Source organism: Acinetobacter sp. YH01003, assembly GCF_013420525.1.
In the GTDB taxonomy this organism is placed as follows: domain Bacteria; phylum Pseudomonadota; class Gammaproteobacteria; order Pseudomonadales; family Moraxellaceae; genus Acinetobacter; species Acinetobacter towneri.
In genome coordinates this window covers 1-23,545 of sequence record NZ_VOXY01000023.1, presented here as the reverse complement: position 1 = coordinate 23,545, position 23,545 = coordinate 1, and the positions used below count along the sequence as shown (strand labels likewise).

Below are 23,545 nucleotides of genomic sequence, written 5' to 3'. Positions count from 1 at the left end.
TTAAGTTCTTTATCCGACATAGACACCAACATATCAAACCGTCCGCTAAGAAAATTGCAACAGCGCATATTCTAAAAGCGGACATTTTTACTTTGGAGAAACCGGACATTTCTATTTTGGAGTTACACTCTCGTTTCGTATAACAGCCATTATGTTAAATGGAAGGAAGCAAAATAAGTTAACATTTTGCTTCCGGCCACATTAAGCTAGAGTTTTATTTAAATAAAGCTATTTAGTAATCATTAAATTAATTAAAATCTAAATCTAACACCAGCTCCATATAACCAACCTTTCTCAGAGTTTGATTCTATTTGCCACGACGTTTCATCATTACCTTTTGAATACTCATAGGCAATGTCGATATAAGGCATGATCTTTTTACTGATTTCATAGCGAGTTTCAAACCCTGCGGTTGCACTGCTTAAACCAGTTTTTTTCGCATATTTAGAGTCATCACTAAAGATAGCATCCAACTCTAAATAAGGTTGAATAATCAACTTTTGCGTAATCAGAAAATCACGTTCCGTTTCTAGGCTAAAGCCCGCATAATTGTCTTCTCCCGCATAGAGATAAGCATCAGTTTCAAAGAAATATGGCGCCATACCATGTAAGCCAATCACCGCATCAACATTTTCTTCGGTGTCTTTGCGATGATCATTGAGTTCAACTTTTTCACTACGATAACGTGCACCAATCTGTGCATCCCAAAAGTCTGAAATCATACGGCTATATAAAAGTTTGGCATCATAATGTGCATCATGCGATTCTTCTTTATCGGCATGAATTTTAATAAAAAGCTTATTTTCATCTGTGCCAATACGGGTTTCAAACTCTGACTTTAAATCACCTGTGCCATCTTCATTGACAAGCCACTTATTGTCCACTGTCGTAATCGCATAAATTTGCGCACCGTGTTCTGAGCGATGATCATAATGCGAACTCTGCTGAGCATTCGCATCTGGTACATGATGTAAATGATTAACCGTAGATGTTGCCTGATGTTGTGCCTGATTCATTTGGCTATGGTTCATTTGAGAGCGATCCATTTGCATCGGCTGATTTTGACTAGAAGATGTAGCAACTGTCATTTTTTCAGGCGCACTATGATCTTCACCATTATGTGCCAAACTCACTGCACTGACCATCAACAAAGAGCTTGCTAAAACAGTTTTAGAAAAAAGATTAATGGTGCGCATGTTGATCTCCTTTCTGTACTTTTTGATCTTGCTGTTTCTCTGTTGATTTGTGATGCATTGGCTGATGACCTGCATGTTGATGGTTCATCGGTGCTGAATGTGCAGCATGATTCATTTTCCCCATCATCTGCATGTGTTGTGCATGCTCTTGTGGAGAATGCTGTGAATGATCCATCTCAGACATCGCTTGATGATTCATTGATGGTACATTTTTTCCATCAGTCTGAGCAGTTGAATGATGCCCTTCGTGCGCCAAACTTAAGCTTGTTAAACTCAATACCGCAACAGAAAAAAACGCTTTAAATACAAAATTAGTGATGTGCATGTCCAGCTCCTTTTTGCTCAGTTACTTGGTGAGTTTGAGTCGAATTTGTACCTTGAATTGGCGTTGTAGACACTTGTTCATCGCTAACATTTGCCACGATCAACTTGTTCATCATTCCTGCACTCATGTGATACAACAAATGACAATGGATTGCCCATTCGCCCAACTCATCCGCAGTTAATAAAGCAGTGACTGTTTTACCCGGTGGTACAATCAATGTGTGTTTATTCGGCATATCTACCGACTCTTGACCATTCTCCAACTGCATAAACATGCCATGTAAATGCATGGGGTGCGCCATCATACTGTCATTAATAAATTTGATACGGATACGCTCGCCATACTTCACTTTTAATGGCTCAGCATCGCTGAATTTTTTACCGTTAATCGTCCAAATATAACGCTCCATAGTACCGCCCAAACGCACTACTAATTCACTGCTAGCTTCACGAGTATCTTTTTGCGGTTCTAAAGATTTTAAATCACTATATTGCAAGGCTTTATTGCCCGCAGGTGTAGATGCATTTGCCCAACCATAAACCACTTGATCATTTTCTTGTGGTTTTGCTGTGCCATGCTGTGAATGATCCATTTTCGAGTGATCCATGCCTTGCATATCGCCATGGTTCATTTTTGAATGATCCATTTTCGAGTGATCCATGCCTTGCATATCGCCATGGTTCATTTTTGAATGATCCATTTTCGAGTGATCCATGCCTTGCATATTGCCGTGGTTCATTTTCGAATGATCCATTCCTGCATGATCACCACCACCATGTCCCATATCTTCCATGGTCAAAAGTGAGCGTGGACGTGGTGCAGGCATATGAATGCCATGTGTCATAGGATTTAGTTCATTGTGCAGTGTACCAATCGCATAGCCTGAACGGTCAATTGACTCAGCTTCAATTTGATAATGTCCGCCTTTTGGCTCCACAATCACATCATAAGTTTCAGCTGTGCCAATACGAAACTCATCCACAGCAACAGGTTTTACAGGCTGACCATCAGCACTGACCACAGTCATTTTCAAGTTAGGAATACGGACATCGTAGAAAGACATCGCAGATGCATTCACAAAACGTAGGCGAATTTTTTCATTCGGTTTAAACATTCCTGTCCAATTTTGTTCAGGTGTTTTGCCATTAATGAGGAAGGTATAACCTGTAACATCCGACATGTCGGTTTTTAGCATACGCATCTGATTCCACATTTTGCGGTCAGACCATGTCGCTTTTATGCCATCACGTTTAACCTGCTTCCAAACATCACCCAAGGTTTCACGCTGATCTTGATAATATTCAGCTGAAATTTTAAGATCTTTCTGAATTTGATCACTGGTTTTTTCATGAAAATCTGACAACATCACCACATAGTCACGTTCAGCTTTTTCATGTGCTGCCAATGGTGTTTTACCTTTTGGATAAATCACAAAAGAACCATATAAGCCGTCCTGTTCCTGTCCTTTAGAATGAGCGTGATACCAATAAGTCCCGCTTTGGCGAATCTTGAATTTATAAACATACTCGCTTTGAGGCTTAATACCGTTAAAACCATTAAATCCCGGTACACCATCCATAATGCCCGGCAACAACAGTCCGTGCCAATGAATAGAAGAATCTTGGTTTTTTAAATTATTTTTCACGCGAATGATGGCTTCATCACCCTCTTCAAACTCAAGCAAAGGCGCAGGAAATTGACCATTTACGGTAATGCGCTTTACAGGCTTTCCAGTTGGGCTGACCACTGCTTCATCAATAACAAGCTGATATTCACGCACTTCGGCAAAAACCAAAGGCGACGATGCAAAACAAATACCTGCTAATAGGTACGAACTAATTTTATGAGACATAACTTAACCTTAATTTTTGAAAAATAAATAAATTTTAAAAAAAATGGTTAAGTTTTAGGAGGACGTGAAATTTCTTGCCAATACCCATTTAGATATTGGTTGGGGTAATAAAAATTAGGCTGATCTATAGAATAGAAGGTATCTAGGGGATCTAGCGAGCTTTGCAAAGAATGAAGACATGAGATCTGTGTCTGGCAGGATAAGCTAGAACATTCCTGACACTTTTTGTGATCTATATTCTGATTAAGAGCTAAATGATTATGGCAATCGGTATTCGTCTGTACTTCGTGATTAATACCATGTTGAGTGACTTGCTGTGCTTGATCTAAACAATGATCTTGGCTCATTTCAGTTTGCATATTGATATGCATTATCTTTACTGATGCAACAGACACACTACTCCATCCTATGGCAAAAACCATAAGAAAACAAAACCAAAGTTTTTTGGAGAGATGAGTCAACACGAATGCTATCTAGGAATAGAATTTAATCCAAAATATCTTAACGGAATTTCAAATATTTACAACCCAATATAATTTAGTAGTTTCTCTAAAATTAACATAATACACGTTATGCGAAATTAGAAAAATGAGTTTATTGCACTGATATTTATCTGTTTTTTAAATTTTAGACCTGGGTTGGTGCCCAGGTTTTTTTATTGCGTATAACAGCCATGATGTTAAATAGTTCTCTTTTTAGATAAATATTCATGTTTTCAATACATGCTAATTAGAGATTTTGAACTCAAGCAATTCTATAAAATTTTAACTTATGTGTACCTCTACTTTTAACTTCGGTTATTTATGGGAGGATTACCGGTGGCCTAACTTAAATAAAAAGTCTCCGACAAACCCGGTACGGTTCACTATCTATTGTTATTCTTACCTGAAATTGATGTGAGCTTATAGAGACAAGGTAAATTTGCAAAAGTGCCGGCTATTCAGTGTTCATTGAATGTTTAATTTAATTTATTAAGCTTGACCTTGGAGTGGCTCTAAGCCTTATACTTGGTACAAATTTTTCGATTGTTATGATGATGCGTTCTACTACATGGATTACAGTCTTGGTTGGATTGTTCATGTTCCAAAGCTTTTGGAATGTGGCGGCGGCCTTTTGTGTCCATGAACAACAGCCTCAATCACAGCAGAGTTATCATTTTGGTCATCACCAAAATACCTTGTGTGCCAGCGATAGTCGTCAACACGATCATAATGGACAGTCAGAAAACATAAAAACATTCAGTAGCGATTTAGAAATCGGTGAAGATCATCAAGATCATCTACCATCGATGACGCATTTGATTGTACAAAATGAAAAAGTAGATGTGTTTCATCCAAGCTCTGAAGTTAAAGTGAATCCACAATTTCATTGGAAAAACAGCTATCAGGCTCCTGACCTGTTTCAACAAAGCCCACCTCCCGAATTTTCCCCGCTCATGGTGGGGTAGCCTAAAACATTCCCACCACTTTTATTATTTAAATAAGTGGGAAAAATCATGTCTTCACAATCAATTATACTCTTGCGTCATAGCTTGGTTGCTTGTATATGTGCAGCGGCTATGCAATATAGCTATGCTGAAAACGTTACCAGCTTTGAATCCGCTTTAGCAAAAGTACAAAGTTACCAGACTCAAGACAAGCTGTGGCAACAAGTTCAGCAAATATCTGAATTGAATATTCAGCAAAGTCGGTTATGGCAGAATCCAAGTATAAGTTTAGAACAGTCTGGCTTTGGCTCAGGTCAAGAACAGGAATTCAATGTTGGCGTTAGTCAACCTCTAGATCTATTTGGTCAGCGTAAGCTGAACCGGGTGATTGCCAATACCTCGAATCAACAAATCCAATTGCAACAGCAATTATGGAAGGCACAAAGCCAACTGATTGTTAAATTTGCATGGTCGCAATTTGCACTTGCTGAGGTTGAGCAGTCTGCTTATTCAGTACAGTTAAAAACAAGTAAAGCCAATCTGGACAGTGCCCAGAAACGCTATCAGGCAGGCAGTATTGCCCTGGTTGATTTTGAGCGTACCCAAATTGAAGCGCTAGAAATCCAACGACTTTATCAGCAAGCGATGCTGAATAAACAAGCTGCCGGTCGTCAGCTGTCTAATTTGTGGGGGGGAGAAACATCTTCACATCTTCAATTGAATAAAACCGCTATCCCTTGGCCAGAGCAAAGTCTCCAAACTGTGCAACGGTATATTGCTGAAGGGTGGCTAGAAAAATTCTATGCCTTGAACATTCAGCAATCGGATCATCAAATTGAAAATTTAAGAATTCAGGCACGTCCCAATCCGACTTTAAATGTAGGCATGAAACGTAGCAAAACCCCTAATGAAAGCAACGATACGACTTTGGCAATCGGCGTGGCTATTCCACTGAATATTTTCAACCGCCAGCAATATGCGATCCCGATGGTCCAGCAACAGCAAATATTGCTGAACCAACAGCAGCAGCGTGAGCTGAAGCAACAAATACTCAATATTGCCAACAGCATGCATCAGCTCAAAGGTTTACGTAGCCAGTTCGATGCCACAACAGCACAAGTTACTTTGGCGACCAAAGTTCAGAGCCGTACTTTACAAGGGTTTCAGGCAGGGAAACTGTCCATTACCGACGTTCAACAAGCAACCACCCAACTGCAGAATCTTCGATTGGGTCAATTACAAATTCTACGTCAAGCTTGGCAAACTGCCCTCGCAGCTGAGGCACTCAGTATTGGCACAAGTTATGAAGAAATTAGCCGTTCGGATGCCTATACACAACTGAATAAAAAGGCAGTCGAAGCATCGCAAAATTTAATCAATGGGGGAGCACGATAAAATGAACGCCAAGCAAAACGGAAAAATATCCCAGTCTCTCATGATTGCAATTTTGATTCTGATTACGGTCTTGGTCAGTCTGGTTATTTGGTTAAGTTCAAAAAAAACTGAATCTGAGGGGCATGGTCATGATGAGGGAAATGCCGAACATTCTGATGAAGATAGTTCTGAAGAAGGACATGCTGAAGAAGGCGAAATACAACTGACCAGCCAACAAATGGTTGAACAAGGTTTAAAAGTTGCTGTTGCATCCACAGGATTGGTTGAAAAGCTGACAACCCTGCCAGGTAAATTGGTGGTGAATACCGATCAACAAGCGCATATATCGCCTAATTTTAGTGGTCATGTCGAGCAGGTCAATGTGGCTTTAGGACAGAGCGTGCAAAAAGGACAAACGCTGGCTGTACTAATCGTGCCTGAACTGATCGACCAACAGGCAAATCTGCGTATGGCACAGGTGAATCTGGATTTGGCCCGTAAAGATTACCAGCGCGAACAGCAACTCTGGTCACAGGGGATTTCTGCCAAACAGGATTACCAGCGTGCCGAAAATGCCTACCGTCAAGCGCAGATTACTGTCCAGTCCTCACAAGCACGTTTAAATGCATTAGGTGCAAGTGGCAATAACAATGGGCGTTTTCTGATTAAAGCACCGATCTCTGGGGTGATCAGTCAAAAAGATATTGTGGTCGGTGAAAATGTGCAACTGGCTAATCAGCTCTTTGTCATTGAACAGCTGAAAGATTTATGGCTTGAGTTTAATTTGCCGAATCAATTCTCAGGTCAACTGCAAGCCGGGCAAAAAATTGACTTTAAAGTGAATGATTCAGATCAAATCTATAAAGCTACTGTACAAAGCTTAACCTCTCAGGCAGATGTACAAACAGGGCGTCTGGTGGTGCGCGCAAAACTCGATGCGCAAGCTACTGAGTTGCGTTCTAATGTGCTAGTGAGAGTGTTGATTCCGGAAGCTACAGCAAAATCAGCCCTTCGGATTCAAAAGTCTGCGCTGCAAAGTATTGAAGGTGAAGACAGTATTTTCATCGTAGATTCAGAACAAAAAGGTCAAGTCCACTTAAAAGCACAGAAAGTGCAATTGGGGCAGGCTTCAAGTGATGGACAATGGCTTGAAGTGATTTCTGGGCTGACTGAAGGGCAGAAGTATATCGCTCAAGGCAGTTTCTTGTTGAAATCTGAATTAGAAAAAGACGAGGCAGGCCATGAACATTAATTCTGATCTGCCAAAACCAGAAGGTTTATTCGAACGAATCATTCAGTTTTCCATACAAAATGCGATTTGGGTGTTGCTCTTTGTCTGTACCTGGATTGCGGTCGGGGTGTATAGCTATCAGAAACTCCCGATTGATGCTGTACCCGATATTACCAATACCCAAGTCCAGATTAATACTCAAGCCAAGGGTTTTACTGCGCTTGAAGTCGAACAGCGGATTACCTATCCCATTGAAAATGCCATGGCTGGCATTCCGGATCTGGAGCTTACCCGTTCCATATCCCGTTATGGACTCTCTCAAGTCACCATTGTCTTTAAAGATGGGACTGATATTTATTGGGCCCGTCAGCAGATTAACCAACGGATACAGGAGGCGCAATCTGAGTTGCCTGCACAAATCGCACCGACGATGTCCCCCGTTTCTACGGGTCTCGGTGAGATTTATCAATGGGTACTGAAGGCAGATCCGAATGCGAAAAAGCCGGATGGAACTGCATACACGCCGATGGATTTGCGTGAGATTCAGGACTGGATTGTGCGTCCTCAACTGCAACGTGTTAAGGGAGTTGCAGAGGTCAACAGTATTGGTGGTTTTGAAAAAACCTATGTGGTCTCTCCCGATTTAAACCGGATGCAGCAACTGAATATCTCATTAGAACAACTGCAACAGGCTTTAGCGCAAAATAATGAGAACCGAGGTGCAGGTTATATTGAAGACAATGGTCAGCAACTGACGGTACGTGTACCGGGTACATTCAATGGGCTTTCTGATATTGAGAACACCATGCTGGGTAGCCCAAATGGCAGCCCAATTCGGGTTGGTGATATTGCGCAAGTCTCTATTGGGCATGATTTAAGAACCGGTGGGGCAACCTATAACGGCAAAGAAACCGTTTTAGGGATTGCCATGATGGCGATGGGTGGAAATAGCCGGACTGTTTCTAAAGCTGTGGATGCCAAGCTTCAAGATATTCAGAATAGTTTGCCTAAAGGGGTAGTGATTGAAACGGTGTACGACCGTACTACCTTGGTTGAGAAGGCGATTAAAACCGTTCAGAAAAACTTGGTAGAGGGAGCAATCCTGGTCATCATCATTCTGTTCCTGTTTTTAGGGAATATCCGTGCTGCCTTGATTACTGCCTGTGTCATTCCACTCTCTATGCTGTTTACCTTAACCGGGATGGCACAGAAAAATATCAGTGCCAATCTGATGAGTTTAGGTGCACTCGATTTCGGCATCATTGTCGATGGTGCTGTGGTGATTGTCGAAAACTGTATCCGGCGTTTAGCCCATACACAGCAACTGTTAAAACGACCTCTCACACAAAGTGAACGCTTTAAGGAAGTTTTTCTGGCTGCCCGCCAAGCACGTCGTCCTCTTATTTTTGGTCAGCTTATTATTTTGGTGGTGTATTTGCCGATTTTTGCTTTAAGTGGTGTAGAAGCAAAACTATTTCATCCGATGGCTTTAACCGTTGTTCTCGCACTGGTGGCAGCTATTATTTTATCGATCACCTTTGTGCCCGCTGCAGTTGCTTTATGGGTTAAAGGGGAGATCAAAGAAACGGAAAGCCGTTGGATGATCTGGCTCAAAACCCGATATCAACAGATATTGGATGGAGCCTATCATTACAAAGCGGTGGTTTTAACTTTTGCCATTTGTCTCTTGGTCATTACGGGTCTGCTCAGCACGAAGATTGGCAGTGAGTTTGCACCCCAGCTGAGTGAAGGTGATTTTGCGGTACAGCAATTACGTTCTCCAAGCACAGGCTTGGAAGAGTCTTTACGTATTCAGGAAAATACCGAAAAGCTTTTACTGAAAAACTTTCCCGAAATTAAAGCTATATTTGCCCGTACCGGGACTGCTGAAGTGGCGACAGATGTGATGCCACCGAATATTTCCGATGGTTATATCATGCTGAAACCACGTGAGGAATGGCCAGATTCAAAAGAAAGCCTAGATGCACTTCGAACCCGAATGGAAGCTTATCTTGCGACAATTCCCGGCAATAACAGTGAGTTTTCTCAGCCTATTGAGCTACGTTTTAATGAACTGATTTCAGGTATACGCAGTGATGTGGGGGTGAAGGTTTTTGGTGATGACATGCAGGTTTTGAATACTGAGGCTGCAAAAATCGCGAAAATCATTCAGCAAGTCGCAGGTAGCAGTGCGGTGAAAGTTGAACAAACTTCGGGTCTGCCTTTACTCAATGTAGAGATTGATAAAGCTTTAGCTGCCCAGTATGGCTTGAGTGTGAAATCTATTCAGGATGTGGTGGCTGCAAGTATTGGTGGACAAAGCGTGGGAGAGATTTTAGAAGGCGATCGTCGTTTTGATTTTGTTATCCGTCTTGGAGAGCAAGACCGTAGTGTCGCATCTGTTTCCCAGTTACCTATTCAGCTTCCAAATGGTGGCAGTATTTTATTGTCGGATGTCGCGCAAGTCTCGACCATTGAAGGAATCAACCAAGTCAGTCGAGAAAATGGTAAACGCCGAGTTGTGGTTACAACGAATGTTGAAGGGCGTGATTTAGGGTCTTTTGTTTCTGATGTACAGACACAGCTCAAAGCATACACTTTGCCAAGTGGTTATTGGATAGAATATGGCGGTCAGTTTGAAAATTTGGCTTCAGCCAAAGCACGGATGCAAATCGTGATTCCACTGGCTTTAATCACTATCTTTATTTTACTGATGGCGGTCTTTCACAATGTCAAAGAAAGTCTATTGGTCTTTACCGGGGTACCCTTTGCCTTGACCGGTGGTGTGCTGTTCCTTTGGCTAAGGGATATTCCATTATCGATGTCAGCTGGAATTGGCTTTATTGCCTTATCTGGTGTTGCAGTCCTCAATGGACTGGTAATGCTGACCTTTATTAAGGAATTAAGGGACAAATATCCAGTGCATAAAGCCGTGTGGCAAGGGGCTATTTTGCGCTTAAGACCAGTGTTGATGACAGCTTGTGTGGCTTCACTGGGTTTTGTACCAATGGCGCTGGCAACCGGAACAGGGGCTGAGGTTCAACGGCCACTGGCAACCGTAGTGATTGGCGGGATTATCTCTTCAACATTACTAACTTTGGTGCTGTTACCCGTGCTTTATCGTTGGATAAATGAAAAGAAAGTTTCTTAATCCAATAGATTAGTCGATTTACAGCAGAGATATTGGCTGTTATCCAATATCTCTGCTCATCATAAATAGAATAAGGAAAATATTTTATGTCAGAACATCATGATCATAGCCATGCGGTTGTTACTGAAGAAAATAGTAAGAAGTTAATGGTTGCCTTAGGTTTAACGACTACTTTTTTAATAGTAGAAGTTGTCGCTGCTTTTATTACCCAAAGTTTGGCTTTGTTATCTGATGCAGCTCATATGTTTACTGATGTAGCCGCTTTAGCTATTGCTCTTGCCGCTATCAAAATTGGTAAAAAAGCCGCAGATGATAAAAGAACTTTTGGCTATCAGCGATTTGAAATTTTAGCGGCTCTGTTTAATGCGGTGATGCTTTTTGTGGTAGCAATATATATTGTATATGAAGCTTATCAACGTTTTACGAATCCTGCTGAAATTCAAAGTGTTGGAATGATGATTGTCGCGGTCATTGGTTTGGTCATAAATTTGATTTCAATGAAAATCCTTTCTGCTAGTGCTGAAGGAAGTCTAAATATAAAAGGTGCATATTTAGAAGTTCTTAGTGATGCTCTAGGATCGATAGGCGTGATTATCGGAGGAATAGTTATTTATTTTACCCAGTGGATGTGGGTTGATACCGTAATCGCTGTGTTAATTGGCTTCTGGGTCTTACCTCGAACTTGGATTTTATTAAAACAAAGTATTCATATTCTGCTTGAAGGAGTTCCTGATGAGATTGATATTGAGTCGTTAAGAAATGATTTATTGAAGCTAGAGGGCGTTGAAGGGATTCATCAGTTGAAAGTCTGGGCTATATCCTCAAGAAATATTCATTTAACTGCTCATTTGGTTGCTCCGAATAGCAATACAGATCAACTCTATCAAAAGGCCTTAGAAGTTCTAAAACATAATCATAATATTACTGAAATTACGTTACAAATAGAAAATACGAAATGTAATACATTGAACCAACATAAACACTAATTTGGACTTTAGTCTTCATATAGATGTTTTGTGTAACTTTAAAGTATACCCTAAAGTTACACTGTGAAAGCTGTAAAATACATGTCTCATTTAAATGAAATTCATACATACGTTACATGTAACTTTTAAGATTAAGATTCATTAGTTACAATAAGCAGAAATAGTCATCTAGTAGATAACAATATGAAAGGTCATAAAGTTGGATATGTCAGAGTCAGCTCTATTGACCAAAATATTGGACGCCAACTTGAGGGAATTGAAGTAGACCGATTATTTGTCGATAAAGCTTCAGGAAAAAATACAGCCCGTCCTAAATTTCAGGAAATGCTCAGCTATGTCCGTGAAGGTGACATGATTGTTGTGCACTCTATGGATCGCTTCGCTAGGAGTCTTAAAGATTTAGTGACTGAGGTTGATCAGCTTGTAAAAAGGGGAGTGGCTATTCAGTTTGTGAAAGAGAATATTACATTTACGGCTCAGGCCACCCCGATGGATAATTTGATGTTGCAACTTGCAGATTATTGGATAAATCAGCCACTAATTCCTGTAAGCAGTTTACCAGTCACTCCTATTGCTAGTAGACCACTTTCAATTGAAACTAGGTATTTCACTCACTGGGTATATTAATGTTAATGGATTTGATGTTAATGAAATAAAGCCGAAACGCTGATAAAACTCCATCGCTTTTTTATCTTTAGCATGTATTACAACAAAATTAACACCAATAATTTGAGCAACTGTTGAAACTTGTTTAAGAGCATGGGCTAAAAGCACTTTCCCAATTCCTCGCCCCTGAACGGTTTGATCAACGGCAAAGCGACCTACAACTACACAAGGGAGCGGATAACGAGGTAATCGTTTAGTAAGCACAGTATCAACTACATCAAATCCTATGGATGTGCTGGATAAACAATAAAACCCTCTCACTTGTAGATCATCATCAATAGCAACATACGTTTTACTTGTTCCTGATTTCTGATGTTGGGATGCATACTGTTTTATGAATTTATTTAAATCATCTTGCCCGCAATTAAATGATTTTTTCTGATGATGGGCTTGTAAAACCTCAATTTTCATCTAATAAACTCATTAATTTTTTCATCTCATCATTTGCAGGGCGTGGGTTCTCAAGTATGTTCATTAACATATCTCGATCAGCATTATTTACTTTTAACTCATAATTAGATTTAAGTAATTCTTTTGCTCTTTCAAATGAGGATTGAAGCATAAAGGAACTTACACTGAGTCCCAATAAATTCGCAGCTTGTTCAATTACATTTTTTGCATCTACTGTTGAACGAATATTAATTCGTTCCGTTGCTAAGTTAGTCATATCCCACCCAACAAGTACATCAATTTGATGTACAAATTATAGCAGATTAAGATTGTGCTTCAAGATTCAAATTTGGATATTTTGTTTTGAATTATTTGAATAGAAAATCAATGGCCTACTACTATCCAAAATGAGTGGCAGGATTTGAATAAGAATAACTGGTAGGTTTACATAAGAATACTCAGCAACTTATGGGGGCTTTTGCCCAATTTGAACGAGAGATTATTTTAGAGCGCCAAAAAGAAGGGATTAAGATTGCAGCGGCTCAAGGTAAATATAAAGGTCGAGTCCATAAGTTAAATCAAGAGCAGGCTGAAGCTTTACGACACGCCTGGAAAGAAGGGAAATATCCATCGAAAGTCGATTTAGCTAAAGCTTTTGGTATTAGCAGACAGGCTGTCTATCGCTATTTGAAAAATGAAAATGTCATCGATAGACTTTATATTTGAAGCAACAGAAGACCTAAAGGGCTTTACTGGTATCCATTGATTGTTCAGCAACATTAAATAAAACCGTGGAACATTGATCAAAGAATAGGCGTGGAACGTGAACAATCATAAAAAAAGCCCATTCGAGGGTGAGTGGGCTATAAAACTGAAATCAACACATTGAATTATAACACAATTTAAAAAGTATTGCGTATAAGGTGTATTATGTTAATTTTAGTAGAACTAATAAATCTATATATTTGAAAATGTCATTTTACTCAATTAAATACTCTTCAGATATTTCACACTGTTCAACAAAAAAATGATCATGTGAAACTAAAATTACAGCGCCCTGATATTGGCTAATAGCCTGCGATAGAAGCTCTCTAGACTCAATATCTAAATGATTTTCTGGTTCATCAAGCAATAATAAATCAATACCATCAGGATAGTGACTCATTGCTAATAATGCGACTTTCAATTTTTCACCACCACTCAGTTCTGATAGTTTTAATAAAGCTTTTTCACGACGAATACGTAACTGACCTAACAAATTTCTCCACTCAACTTCAGTAAGATTGGAGTTATAAAGTGCAAGGTTTTCGATTACGGATAAATCATTATTTAATAAACTAAAGTTTTGATCTAAATACAAACATGTTCCACTAAAGAAAATATCATCACGTTGATGGGTAGAAATCAATTTCAATAAGGTTGATTTACCAATTCCATTAGCACCTTTAAGATGGATTTTTTCGCCAGCTTTCAATGCAAAATTAATTTTATTTGTTGCTGTATGGGGTAGCTTTAAATCATGAATTCTTAAAATCTCTCCTTGCTTCGTACTCTGTAAGTGGAATTCAAACTTCTGAGCTTTGATTTTTTCTACAATGGTCTGCCTATTAATCAGACTATTTTTCAAATCATCAGTTTGTCGAGTTTGTTGGGCACGTAGCTTACCTAAGCTTTGTCCAGCATTTTCCTTTTTGAAATCTAGAAAAATCTTTGCTTGAGAATTAGAATCACGAAGTTCATTGCCTTTAGATTGACGTTTATTCGCTTTCATTAAGCTATCATGTTGCCGTTGTTTTAACTGCTTTAATTCTTTTTTCTCATTATTAATAGACTGAGTTAATGCATCCATGTGTAGCTGATGCTGTTGAATGTAATGCTCATAATTACCTTTGTAGTGTTGTAAGCCTAATTCAGTTAAAGCATAAATATGTTGGACTTGATTGAGTAATTGGCGATCATGACTAATCAGGCATACACCACTAGGGTGTGCCAAAATACTCTCAATTAACCATTGTCTAGATGTTGAGTCTAAATGGTTGCTTGGTTCATCTAAAAGTAGATAGTGATCCTTTTTTAAAAACAAACGACATAAAGCCAGCTTTGTTTTTTGTCCTTCACTCAGTTTTTCTGTTGGAAAGTTCAAATCCGTAGGTAAGTCAGCATTTTCAAGTATATTTTGCCATTTTTGTGGTAAATCCCAGGTATTTTCAACTAACTCATAATCATCAAAACTAGCTGTATTGTTCTCTATACGCCGAAAAGCATGATGTAAATGATCTACCTCTAATGCTTGTGCAATATTTTCAGCATTAAGGCGTTCTAATTGTGCCAAATAATCATGTTGGATATTCCATGAAACTTGACCACTATAATGAATATCTAAAGCTTGGCTTTGATCTAATATTCTGAACAATAGGGATTTACCTAAACCATTACGTCCAATTAATGCAGAAACCTGTCCTGATAAAAGCGTAATGTTTAGCTGATCAAACATTTTCTGTGTAGAAAATTCTAAATTTAAGTTTGAAGCAATACATGCATGTTGCATAAAAAATTCCTCATGTAGAGGATATGCAAAATAGTGAAGATTAACTTATAAAAAACAATATATTATTTAGGATATAAAGTAGAGACCAAGAATATATAGCCACAAGTAGAATCTATTTTGCACATCAAAAGTTTAAAAATAATGATGAGAAAATGACTTACTTCATTGGCGTTACTCTTGGGAGGATGATTTGAATAAGGTTATTTTATAATGATAAGACAATCTGTCAAGCTTGTACTAAAGCTTCTAAAAGTTATTTAACATAATGGCTGTTATGCGAAGTCGACTTGTAATGCAATTTGCATTACAATATTCCTAGTACATTAAATACTTGGGAAATATGATGGCTACTGTTAACTTCAGGATCGATGAAGCCCTTAAAGAAAAATCTTATTCAATCCTTAAAGAGCAAGGTATTGCACCTACTGATTTCTTCACTAGTATTCTTGAGTATGTTGCTACGACTGGGAAACTGCCTGTCAAAAAAGCTTTGCTTTCGGAAGAAGATGAAGAATTATTAGCTCTTGTCCGTAAGCGCATTAATGATCCTAAAGAGATGTTTGAGGAAGTCACATTAGATGACTTATAAGCTTTTACGTCACAAGGACTTTACAGCAGAATGGGAAAACTCCCTGTTGCTATACGAGATCAATTTAAAAAGAAACTAGCCAAAGTCATAGAGCAGCCACATATTCCAAAGAATATGCTTAGAGGCGATCTTGCAGGTTGCTATAAAATCAAATTATTAAAAGCTGGTGTCCGACTTGTCTATCAAGTTAAAGATGATCAGGTAGTTATCCTGCTCATTACCGTCGGAAAACGAGCTGATAGCATAGTTTATGACGAAGCGAAAAAGCGAATTAAAGACTAAAAATGGGAGCTTAAAGCTCCCATTTTTGGCTTCGTATAAGGTGTATTATGTTAATTTTAGGAAAGGCTCTAGACTAGCAGAATGATTATGTTAGTCTAGAGCATATAATTAACATTATTGAAGTATTTTACATGGCAATTTTTCGACATTCTTCTGCACACTGACGGCAAGCCTCAGCACATTTTTTACAATGATCATGTGAATGTTTTTCACACTCTTCCGCACAATATTCACAGATCTTAGCACAAAGCTCACAAATCTCTTTGAGGAAAGGTGAGTTATGTTGTTGCATACGCACACATAACTGACAAATATCTGCACATTCTAGACAACGTTGAATACATTCACGCATCATCTCTAAATCTTTTTCTTTTAAACAAGAAGTTGCACATTCAGTACAAATAAGTGAACAGTTTGTACATGCAGAAATACACTTTGAAAATTCCGTATTAATCATTTTTTACTCTCAACTTATATAATCAAAGAAATAATTAAAACATAATTTTTTTCTACTAATTATTTTAAATTATTAGTAAATGTAATACATAATGTTAATTTATATGAATAATGTTAATTTTAACTAAATCTTATTTATATTCCAAATTATTAAAAAACAGTTTTTAATTAGGATAGATGATCAAGTATCAAAAGCAGCTATTCTTAAAATAACTGCAATAATTTTATCACTTTAAAAATAGATTTTCCCTCTATTTAACATAATGGTGGTTATACGCAATACACTTGTATATTAATATAAATATCAGATACTTAATAAAACCAGAAAAATCTAAAAATGCACAAAAAGCCGATTTTGAAACAAGTCGGCTTTTTTATGAGCGGTTTTGATATTTTTTGCCAACATTTTTTGCTCAAAAAACACTCAAAACAGAAAATCACCTACAATCTATAAGGCTTTCAACCTGAAAAAAATCCACAATTTATGGGGATAACTCTGGGGCTATTTTTAAGCCATTTTTGTACGCTTTGACGTACAGTAATTTAAGGAATCTGCTTCTAGCTGATCAAAGCTTTATTTCTTATGATGTAGTCAAGGAAAGCAGGAAGCTCCAAACAACAAGAATAAGAAAGATCAGCACAAGGATGGTTAGGTACGACAGAAGTTATACCTTGCAACCAAACACGAAAAACCCCGACAGGATGTCGGGGTTTTTTATTACCATTTGAAAACTGACTAAGTTCACTATAAAATATAGACTATAATCTATATTTTGGTTGTGATATGTGGACAGTCATCACAACAGATCTGTTTAATGAGTGGCTTGAGCAGCAAGATGAATCAACACAAGAGAAAGTCCTCGCAGCTTTGGTCGTTCTACAGCAGCAGGGACCTAGCTTAGGTCGCCCTTTAGTGGATACCGTGTATGACTCTAAATTTACCAATATGAAAGAGCTACGCGTTCAGCATAGAGGTAAACCACTTAGAGCCTTTTTTGCATTTGATCCATTACGACAGGCCATTGTGCTTTGCATCGGTGATAAAGGCGGTAAAAAGCGTTTCTATAAAAGAGATGCTGGACATTGCAGAACAGCAATACGAACTTCATCTCTCAACCCTAGGAGAACAATCTAATGGCTAAAACCTTACAGGAATTATTGGTTAGTCGCTCTCCAGAGAGCCAAGCACGTATTAAAAAAATGGCTGATGAGCTACTGTTAGAGACTCAGCTCCATCTTATTCGAGAAGAGTTAGAGATTTCCCAAAAAGAACTTGCTGAAACTTTGGGAATAAAACAGCCATCACTTTCAGCAATTGAAAATCGTGGTAATGATTTAAAGATTTCAACCATGAAAAAGTATGTTGAGGCAATGGGTGGTAAGCTCCGTATTGATGTGGAGCTTCCAACAGGAAAACATATAGGATTTAATGTGTAACGATAAAAAAGGTAGCTATAAGCCACTGCTGTCCCACAATTTTTCACAAGAGGAAGCTTAAATAAGCTTCCTCTTGTTTAATGGGGATTTTATCGGGTGAGAATAAAGCTTTTAACGTTTTTCTTTCAAACAAATTCACTTGAATGATTCTGAGTAAGCGCTGCACTGTCCAGCCTTCTTTCCCCAGATGTTGAGCGAAACTCACCAGCAAATAGGCGATTAACGCGATCCAAATTTGAGTTTGTATGGCATTACGGCTTCGGCCTAGAAATGACTTTAATTTTAAATTCTGTTTAAGTGCTTTAAAGAACAGCTCCACTTTCCAACGGTCTTTATAAATTGCAGCAATCGTTAATGCTGCCAGATGAAAGTTATTACTCAGAAACTCAAACGTCCTGTTCTTATCGGTATCATAAAATTCTATACGTCTTAATAATTTGGGAGCACCTCTTTTCTTTGCATAAGCACTACTTAATTCAATCCATTCATCCGCAATAATACCTTTAGATGCTAATACGCTGCGGCTAGATTTCACTTGATAAACTGTCTTTGGGCGCAATCGGGTGACAAAACTGACCTTTTGATGAGTCAATTGGGCAAACCATTGATAATCAATATATCCTTTGTCAAATACGACAATACTGCCAGCAGGAAATTTGAATGCTCTGCCTTGTACCATATCATTTTCAATGCCATCCCCAAGCGCCACAAATTCAGGAATGGTATTGCTGTAATTTAAGCCAACGCTAAGTTTCATGCTGGCTTTGGATTCATGCACTTTGGCCCATTCACATAAGGAAAATGACAGATCAATATGGCTGGCATCCAGGGAATATAAGGGATTCTTAAAGCGGAATTTATGAGCTACTTTTGAGTGTTCATAAGATTTAAGCAAGGTGTAAAATAGCTGTTCATACAAGGCTGCAGGCTGTTCCTGATTGATTCGAGCCAGTGTACTGCGAGGGTGATAGACTTTGCTCCGAGAGCATTCAGCTTTTCTTGTTGACACTCTAGATTAGATTGAATATCCCGCAGACTTTGTCTGCAGGAAAGTTGAGACATCAGTATGGCAATGAACTGATCCCATCTTGAAGCGGCTCTAAATTTCTGACCGACATGATGTATTTGAACAAGACGTTCAAAATCTTGTCGGAGTATGGGTTTAATCAATTGATGAAATACGGTATTCTGATATGACAAAACCTGAGTCCTTGGTCGTTAAAGTGTTGGTTCGCACTTATATTTTAACGATTCAGACTCAGGTTTTTTTATTTAAATCAAACTATGGGACAGCAGTGAGCTATAAGCTCCCTTTTTTGTGTTAGAAACCATTTAAAGTGTCTGTATTCTCACCATTAAAAATGTCTGGTTTATGATGATCTAAATAACTTCTCAGGATATGACTCTATGAACGACACTGAAAATCAAAAAAAACTCCCATTCTCAGAGGATGAATTACTCGAAAATATAGATGAATATAAAGCACATGCAGATGAAATTACTGTGCTTACAGAAACCGAATTCGATTATTCATATTTCAAACACTCTACTCCATTTTTTCAAAAACAAATTAATTACTGTAGAGACAAAACCCTTGCTACATAAGGTTTTGGAGTCGTTTGTCTAAAAATAATCATAAAACAACCTAGAGCCTGTTTATTTCCTCTTTGTATCCTTAAACGGATAAGATTTTAGAAAAACCGATGGCTCAGAATTAAAAATCATTTAACTTTTATTTGTAATTGTAAACCGAAAGTATCGAGTAATTTCTGCATGGATTTCAAAGTAGGATTGCTCCCTGGTTGCTCCATTTTTTGCAGTGTCTGTGGCGCAATCTTAGTAATTTTAGCCATATCATTCAGTGTTAAATGTAGCTCTGTTCGAATAAATCGAGCAACTTGATAAAAAGACCAGTCTGGATGATTATTGATGGTTTCAAGCACAGATAGTCTTTTTTCCATTTGTTGAATAGGGGTCAATGGTTTAAAACGTTTATCCATGGCTGATCTCCTCCAACTGCTGGCAAATATTGATTATTCGATATTGGCTATTTTCCAGAATTTCATCCGCTACTTGAAGAGCCTGCATCTTTTCTAACAATCCCCGATAAATTGGTAACTGTTCAATTAATAAAGTTTTAATTTCTTGTGGACCAATCGAAGTGCTTTCAGCTATCTGCTCAATCACAGAACTCAAAAGTGGCATACCACCATGATCATCTCTTTCCCAACGAGTAGTACGTGCAATACCATCAGGATGTAACCACATTGGCGCAAAATCAAATAATGGTGTGAGCTGAATTTTACCATTATTGAAGCGTTGGATTGCTGTATTGCGAGTATGGTTATCTTTATTGCCTAAGGCAACATTTGCGAGATCACGCTTCAAATACTCAAATACTTCCTGCTTTGGTTCGGTACAAGCCTCCATAAGCAGGGTACATATTTGATTATGGGTCATTCTAACCCCAAAGCCCGCCTTCCCACCTAGAGATGCAAGGCTTTCCTGAGCAATTCTTTCAACTTTGCCATTAATTACTTTGCGATCAAATCTTGGAATAAACAAAGTCTTGCCATGTAGCTCAAGATCCCGGTGTACACGTAGTTGCAAGTACTGAGCGACTTTCATATACAAAGCTTCGTTCATCAGGATTTTATTCAAATTTTGATCACTGCCGCGGCTAAATTTAACCAACCAATGCTGCTTAACTTGATCATCTGGAAGAGTATGATCTAGATAGAAAAGATCATCATAACCTTGTGTTAACAACAATTTTGGCCACTCACCCTGAATACCAGATGAACCAGCAATAAAAAGTCCATAAGATGCGAGCGATTCAATAAACTTCTCTTTACGTTCAATAATTTGGCTTAGGCTAAATCCCTGATTCTGCAGCTTTGGGAAATGACTTTGTAACCACTCATGAGCCTCTTTGACTCGCAGATTCCCAATTGGATTTCCTGCGCCTGCTTTTAAAAGCGCCCAGTCCGCTTGTTCCTGAACATTCTCAGAAAAATCAAGCTGTATTAGTAATTCTTTGCGGCCGTATCCTTGAGGTAATAGATCCATAAGAAATGCTGGCCAAGTTGATTCCAATCTATTTTGAACGTTCACTGGTAAGTCATAAGCAAGCGCATGACCATCTCTTAGATCCATATATGAAATAGCATATTCGAACAAATATGATGTACGTGTAGCTGCCTGCCATCCAGCATTTTGATCATCCGTAACCTCAACCAAAGCACAGTCATGCCATTCATAGTCTTGGTAGATTTGCAGTGTACAGTATTGCTTCATAATTTTATTAAAATAGTAAAATATAATGATTTTATTGATTATATATCTATTTTAATATAAAAGTATAATTAAACTAAAAATCTCAATGATCACTCTAGGTGTCTAAGAAGAACTTATACATTTCTCAAAATTGCAATAAACTCATCTGATTTGCAGTAGAATTGATCAATATTAGGTTAAATCTCACCTCCTTATATTTTAGCTATCCTTTACATCATGTCAGAACGTCAACAACTCAGCCTTAGTGAATACCTTGCCACTGTACAGGAAGTCATCCATCTGACTTTTGATGGGGCAGTGTGGGTCAAGGCTGAGATCCGTAATTTAAGTATTAAAGGCGGTCACTATTATCTTGAGTTGGCTGAGAAAGATGAAGAAAGCCATAAGGTGATCGCTAGTTGTAAAGGCACCATTTGGAAATTTACGGCACAAAAAATAGTTCTAAAGTTTGAACGAGAAAGTGGTATTGAACTGTCGAAAGACCTGAATGTACTGATCAAGGTCAAAGCTAGATTTGATCCGCAATATGGCTTCTCGGTCAATATCGAAGATATCGACTCTAGCTTTACTCTAGGAGACATCGCCAAACGCTATCAGCAGATTCTGCTGCGACTGACTGAGGAAGGCCTGCTCAATAACAATAAACAGTTGCCGGTACCCTTTGATATTCAGAATGTCTTGGTCATTGCACCGGAAAATGCTGCAGGGTTAGGTGACTTTAAAAAAGATGCGGATGCCCTGGCTCAGGCTGGTGTCTGCCATTTCGTTTATCATTCAGCAACTTTTCAGGGTAATACTGCTTCTGCCAGCATCATTCAGGTTTTGGGCCGTGCCTTAAGACAGTGGGCTCAAGATTACTTGATAGCACCAGACCTTATTGTGATTATCCGTGGTGGTGGAGCCGTGAATGACCTAGCTTACCTGAATGATTATGATCTGGCCGCACTGCTGTGTAAAAGAACTGTGCCTATCTGGGTCGGTATTGGCCACGAGAAAGACCACACTATTTTGGATGAAATTGCACACCGTTCCTTTGATACTCCGAGTAAAGTGATCGCAGGGATCCGTAACCTGATTGTGGAGCGAGTCAATGAAGTTAGTACTGCTTTGCAGACCATCAAGCTACTGTCACAGCACCAGTTGATCACCTACCAGAGCCAGAGTGATCAGTATCTGAAAACTATCAAAACTCTGACACAGAACCAGATCAATGAAGCCCAACGTAGAGTTGATATGCTGAAGAGTGATACTAAGTATCTTGCTCAACAACAGATTAAACTAGCTTCACAGCAGGTAGAGTCATTGATGAGGGAAACCTTGCTACAGAATCCACGTAATGTGATGGCCAAGGGCTATGCAATTGTCCGTAGCCAAGGCAAAGCCATCCGTTCCATACAGCAGATTACTGACCAGCAATTACAGATTGAACTTAAGGATGGCACCATTGATGCCACCGTGACACAGGTAAACGCACATGAACAATGAAGAACTAAGTTTCAAGAAAGGTTATGAAATTCTCAAGAAAAATGCCGAATTTCTTGAATCTCAGGAAGAACCGGATATTGATAACCTTATGGCGATCGTTGAAGAGTCCATGACTGCCTATAAAGCCTGCAAATTACGTATTGATGCTGTGCAACAGGCGTTGAATGACACCTTTAAAGAATAAAAATTCTAGGTCGAGAAAAGTCTAGAATGTTCTAGAAATAAAGGACATGAGATGGTGAAAACTGACAGTTAACCCAATAAATTTGCTTGAGCAGAGTTTTATTACTAACCACCTTTTCCTCGAGAGGTGTTACATGGATCCCAAACAACATACTTACGTTGTTAAATGGTTGACTGAGGATCAAGCCTGTGTCGGCTTATGTGTCGAGTTCTTCATTAAGCTGACTTAAACCAAATAGGTGAGGCTAATTAATTTAATGGCTGATCTTTAATAATCCCTGCCAGCTGAAATAGTTTTGGGTCAAATGGGTACGATTCATGGACCACTTTCGTTGTGGCAAGTAGCAGCTGCCAACAGCTAATTTAGTTTTCCCATATCTCGCCTGTACCGCTTCTAAAGTCTGCATGAGGCTTTCATTACTTTCACGCTGGCTGTGGTCCGTCAGCAGGTCAGGAGTAAAGCGCTGCTTAGCAATTAAATCCGTCAGAATTACACCACACTTTTTATATTTCACGTCAGATTTATAAATGTGTTCCAGCAGTTGCATAGCTGTTTTAATCAGATCCAAAACACAATCCGTCGGTTCAGGAAACTCAAAAGCCAACGATTTACTGTAATAGGGAACCTTTGAATCAAAAGGATTCGATTGCACAAAAGCAATGACACATCC

20 protein-coding genes and 5 pseudogenes are annotated in these 23,545 nt (G+C 38.7%); 14 read left to right on the top strand and 11 right to left on the bottom strand.

The window, feature by feature from the left end:
- Positions 1-251 precede the first annotated feature (251 nt).
- The 3 genes from FTT70_RS12730 to FTT70_RS12720 are packed head-to-tail and all read right to left on the bottom strand — an operon-like array spanning position 252 to position 3,373.
- Positions 252-1,196: a copper resistance protein B gene (locus FTT70_RS12730; protein WP_154320112.1), complete on the bottom strand. Its 945-nt coding sequence runs from the start codon at positions 1,194-1,196 to the stop codon at positions 252-254.
- Positions 1,183-1,521, bottom strand: a complete 339-nt coding sequence (locus FTT70_RS12725) for a hypothetical protein (RefSeq protein ID WP_004897649.1) — start codon at positions 1,519-1,521, stop codon at positions 1,183-1,185. The genes FTT70_RS12730 and FTT70_RS12725 overlap by 14 nt, the downstream gene beginning before the upstream one ends.
- Entirely contained in the window at positions 1,508-3,373 is a 1,866-nt protein-coding gene (locus FTT70_RS12720) for a copper resistance system multicopper oxidase (RefSeq protein ID WP_104988058.1), read from the bottom strand. The genes FTT70_RS12725 and FTT70_RS12720 overlap by 14 nt, the downstream gene beginning before the upstream one ends.
- Before the next feature lie 1,033 nt (positions 3,374-4,406).
- On the opposite strand from FTT70_RS12720, the gene FTT70_RS12715 reads away from it, so the two are divergent.
- From FTT70_RS12715 to FTT70_RS12690, 6 genes and pseudogenes are all read left to right on the top strand, one after another.
- Positions 4,407-4,820 carry a cation efflux protein, CzcI-like gene (locus FTT70_RS12715; protein ID WP_225530251.1) on the top strand — a complete coding sequence of 138 codons (414 nt, stop codon included), beginning with the start codon at positions 4,407-4,409 and terminating at the stop codon, positions 4,818-4,820.
- Between the two features lie 48 nt (positions 4,821-4,868).
- A complete protein-coding gene (locus FTT70_RS12710; RefSeq protein WP_035269736.1) occupies positions 4,869-6,194 on the top strand; it encodes a TolC family protein in 1,326 nt (441 codons plus the stop codon).
- Between the two features lies 1 nt (position 6,195).
- Positions 6,196-7,425 (top strand): efflux RND transporter periplasmic adaptor subunit, encoded by a 1,230-nt coding sequence (locus FTT70_RS12705; RefSeq protein WP_016658777.1) that lies wholly within the window; start codon positions 6,196-6,198, stop codon positions 7,423-7,425.
- Positions 7,415-10,555: an efflux RND transporter permease subunit gene (locus tag FTT70_RS12700; protein ID WP_096902762.1), complete on the top strand. Its 3,141-nt coding sequence runs from the start codon at positions 7,415-7,417 to the stop codon at positions 10,553-10,555. The genes FTT70_RS12705 and FTT70_RS12700 overlap by 11 nt, the downstream gene beginning before the upstream one ends.
- Positions 10,556-10,641: 86 nt before the next feature.
- On the top strand, positions 10,642-11,541 hold the full coding sequence (locus FTT70_RS12695; RefSeq protein WP_005028603.1) for a cation diffusion facilitator family transporter: 900 nt from the start codon (positions 10,642-10,644) through the stop codon (positions 11,539-11,541).
- A 183-nt stretch (positions 11,542-11,724) separates the two neighbouring features.
- Positions 11,725-12,054, top strand: a pseudogene (locus FTT70_RS12690) (recombinase family protein); the annotation flags it as partial.
- A 75-nt stretch (positions 12,055-12,129) separates the two neighbouring features.
- Here FTT70_RS12690 and FTT70_RS12685 read toward each other — a convergent pair.
- On the bottom strand, positions 12,130-12,618 hold the full coding sequence (locus tag FTT70_RS12685) for a GNAT family N-acetyltransferase (RefSeq protein ID WP_004733307.1): 489 nt from the start codon (positions 12,616-12,618) through the stop codon (positions 12,130-12,132).
- A complete protein-coding gene (locus FTT70_RS12680) occupies positions 12,608-12,874 on the bottom strand; it encodes a DUF1778 domain-containing protein (RefSeq protein ID WP_004733309.1) in 267 nt (88 codons plus the stop codon). The genes FTT70_RS12685 and FTT70_RS12680 overlap by 11 nt, the downstream gene beginning before the upstream one ends.
- Before the next feature lie 185 nt (positions 12,875-13,059).
- On the opposite strand from FTT70_RS12680, the pseudogene FTT70_RS12675 reads away from it, so the two are divergent.
- Positions 13,060-13,323, top strand: a pseudogene (locus tag FTT70_RS12675) (helix-turn-helix domain-containing protein); the annotation flags it as partial.
- 253 nt (positions 13,324-13,576) lie between these two features.
- Here the strand turns inward: FTT70_RS12675 and FTT70_RS12670 are convergent.
- Positions 13,577-15,145: an ATP-binding cassette domain-containing protein gene (locus FTT70_RS12670; RefSeq protein ID WP_159124549.1), complete on the bottom strand. Its 1,569-nt coding sequence runs from the start codon at positions 15,143-15,145 to the stop codon at positions 13,577-13,579.
- A gap of 343 nt (positions 15,146-15,488) precedes the next feature.
- On the opposite strand from FTT70_RS12670, the gene FTT70_RS12665 reads away from it, so the two are divergent.
- Together FTT70_RS12665 and FTT70_RS12660 are read left to right on the top strand one after the other, a co-directional pair.
- Positions 15,489-15,734: a type II toxin-antitoxin system RelB/DinJ family antitoxin gene (locus FTT70_RS12665; protein WP_000246755.1), complete on the top strand. Its 246-nt coding sequence runs from the start codon at positions 15,489-15,491 to the stop codon at positions 15,732-15,734.
- Positions 15,724-16,016 (top strand): annotated as a pseudogene (locus tag FTT70_RS12660) (type II toxin-antitoxin system RelE/ParE family toxin). The gene FTT70_RS12665 and the pseudogene FTT70_RS12660 overlap by 11 nt, the downstream one beginning before the upstream one ends.
- 127 nt (positions 16,017-16,143) lie before the next feature.
- On the opposite strand, the gene FTT70_RS12655 reads toward FTT70_RS12660, so the two are convergent.
- On the bottom strand, positions 16,144-16,473 hold the full coding sequence (locus FTT70_RS12655; RefSeq protein WP_016658833.1) for a four-helix bundle copper-binding protein: 330 nt from the start codon (positions 16,471-16,473) through the stop codon (positions 16,144-16,146).
- 783 nt (positions 16,474-17,256) lie between these two features.
- On the opposite strand from FTT70_RS12655, the pseudogene FTT70_RS12650 reads away from it, so the two are divergent.
- Positions 17,257-17,614: pseudogene (locus tag FTT70_RS12650) on the top strand (type II toxin-antitoxin system RelE/ParE family toxin).
- Positions 17,607-17,909 (top strand): helix-turn-helix domain-containing protein, encoded by a 303-nt coding sequence (locus FTT70_RS12645; RefSeq protein ID WP_096902794.1) that lies wholly within the window; start codon positions 17,607-17,609, stop codon positions 17,907-17,909. The pseudogene FTT70_RS12650 and the gene FTT70_RS12645 overlap by 8 nt, the downstream one beginning before the upstream one ends.
- A gap of 43 nt (positions 17,910-17,952) precedes the next feature.
- On the opposite strand, the pseudogene FTT70_RS12640 reads toward FTT70_RS12645, so the two are convergent.
- Positions 17,953-19,109 (bottom strand): annotated as a pseudogene (locus FTT70_RS12640) (IS4 family transposase).
- A 207-nt stretch (positions 19,110-19,316) separates the two neighbouring features.
- Here FTT70_RS12640 and FTT70_RS12635 point away from each other — a divergent pair.
- Positions 19,317-19,514, top strand: a complete 198-nt coding sequence (locus FTT70_RS12635; RefSeq protein ID WP_096902802.1) for a hypothetical protein — start codon at positions 19,317-19,319, stop codon at positions 19,512-19,514.
- Positions 19,515-19,630: 116 nt separating this feature from the next.
- Here the strand turns inward: FTT70_RS12635 and FTT70_RS12630 are convergent, their stop codons facing one another.
- On the bottom strand, positions 19,631-19,909 hold the full coding sequence (locus FTT70_RS12630) for a helix-turn-helix domain-containing protein (RefSeq protein WP_000361155.1): 279 nt from the start codon (positions 19,907-19,909) through the stop codon (positions 19,631-19,633).
- The gene (locus FTT70_RS12625) at positions 19,902-21,206 is read right to left on the bottom strand and encodes a type II toxin-antitoxin system HipA family toxin (RefSeq protein WP_000816116.1); all 1,305 of its coding nucleotides are present in this window, start codon (positions 21,204-21,206) and stop codon (positions 19,902-19,904) included. The genes FTT70_RS12630 and FTT70_RS12625 overlap by 8 nt, the downstream gene beginning before the upstream one ends.
- 216 nt (positions 21,207-21,422) lie before the next feature.
- Between FTT70_RS12625 and xseA the strand changes: the two genes are divergently transcribed.
- Positions 21,423-22,691 carry an exodeoxyribonuclease VII large subunit gene (xseA, locus tag FTT70_RS12620; protein WP_000004127.1) on the top strand — a complete coding sequence of 423 codons (1,269 nt, stop codon included), beginning with the start codon at positions 21,423-21,425 and terminating at the stop codon, positions 22,689-22,691.
- On the top strand, positions 22,681-22,875 hold the full coding sequence (gene xseB, locus FTT70_RS12615) for an exodeoxyribonuclease VII small subunit (RefSeq protein WP_001058302.1): 195 nt from the start codon (positions 22,681-22,683) through the stop codon (positions 22,873-22,875). The genes xseA and xseB overlap by 11 nt, the downstream gene beginning before the upstream one ends.
- Before the next feature lie 253 nt (positions 22,876-23,128).
- On the opposite strand, the gene FTT70_RS12610 is transcribed toward xseB, so the two are convergent.
- Positions 23,129-23,545 (bottom strand): DUF4113 domain-containing protein (locus tag FTT70_RS12610; protein ID WP_180168686.1); only part of this gene is annotated, 417 nt, incomplete at its 5' end.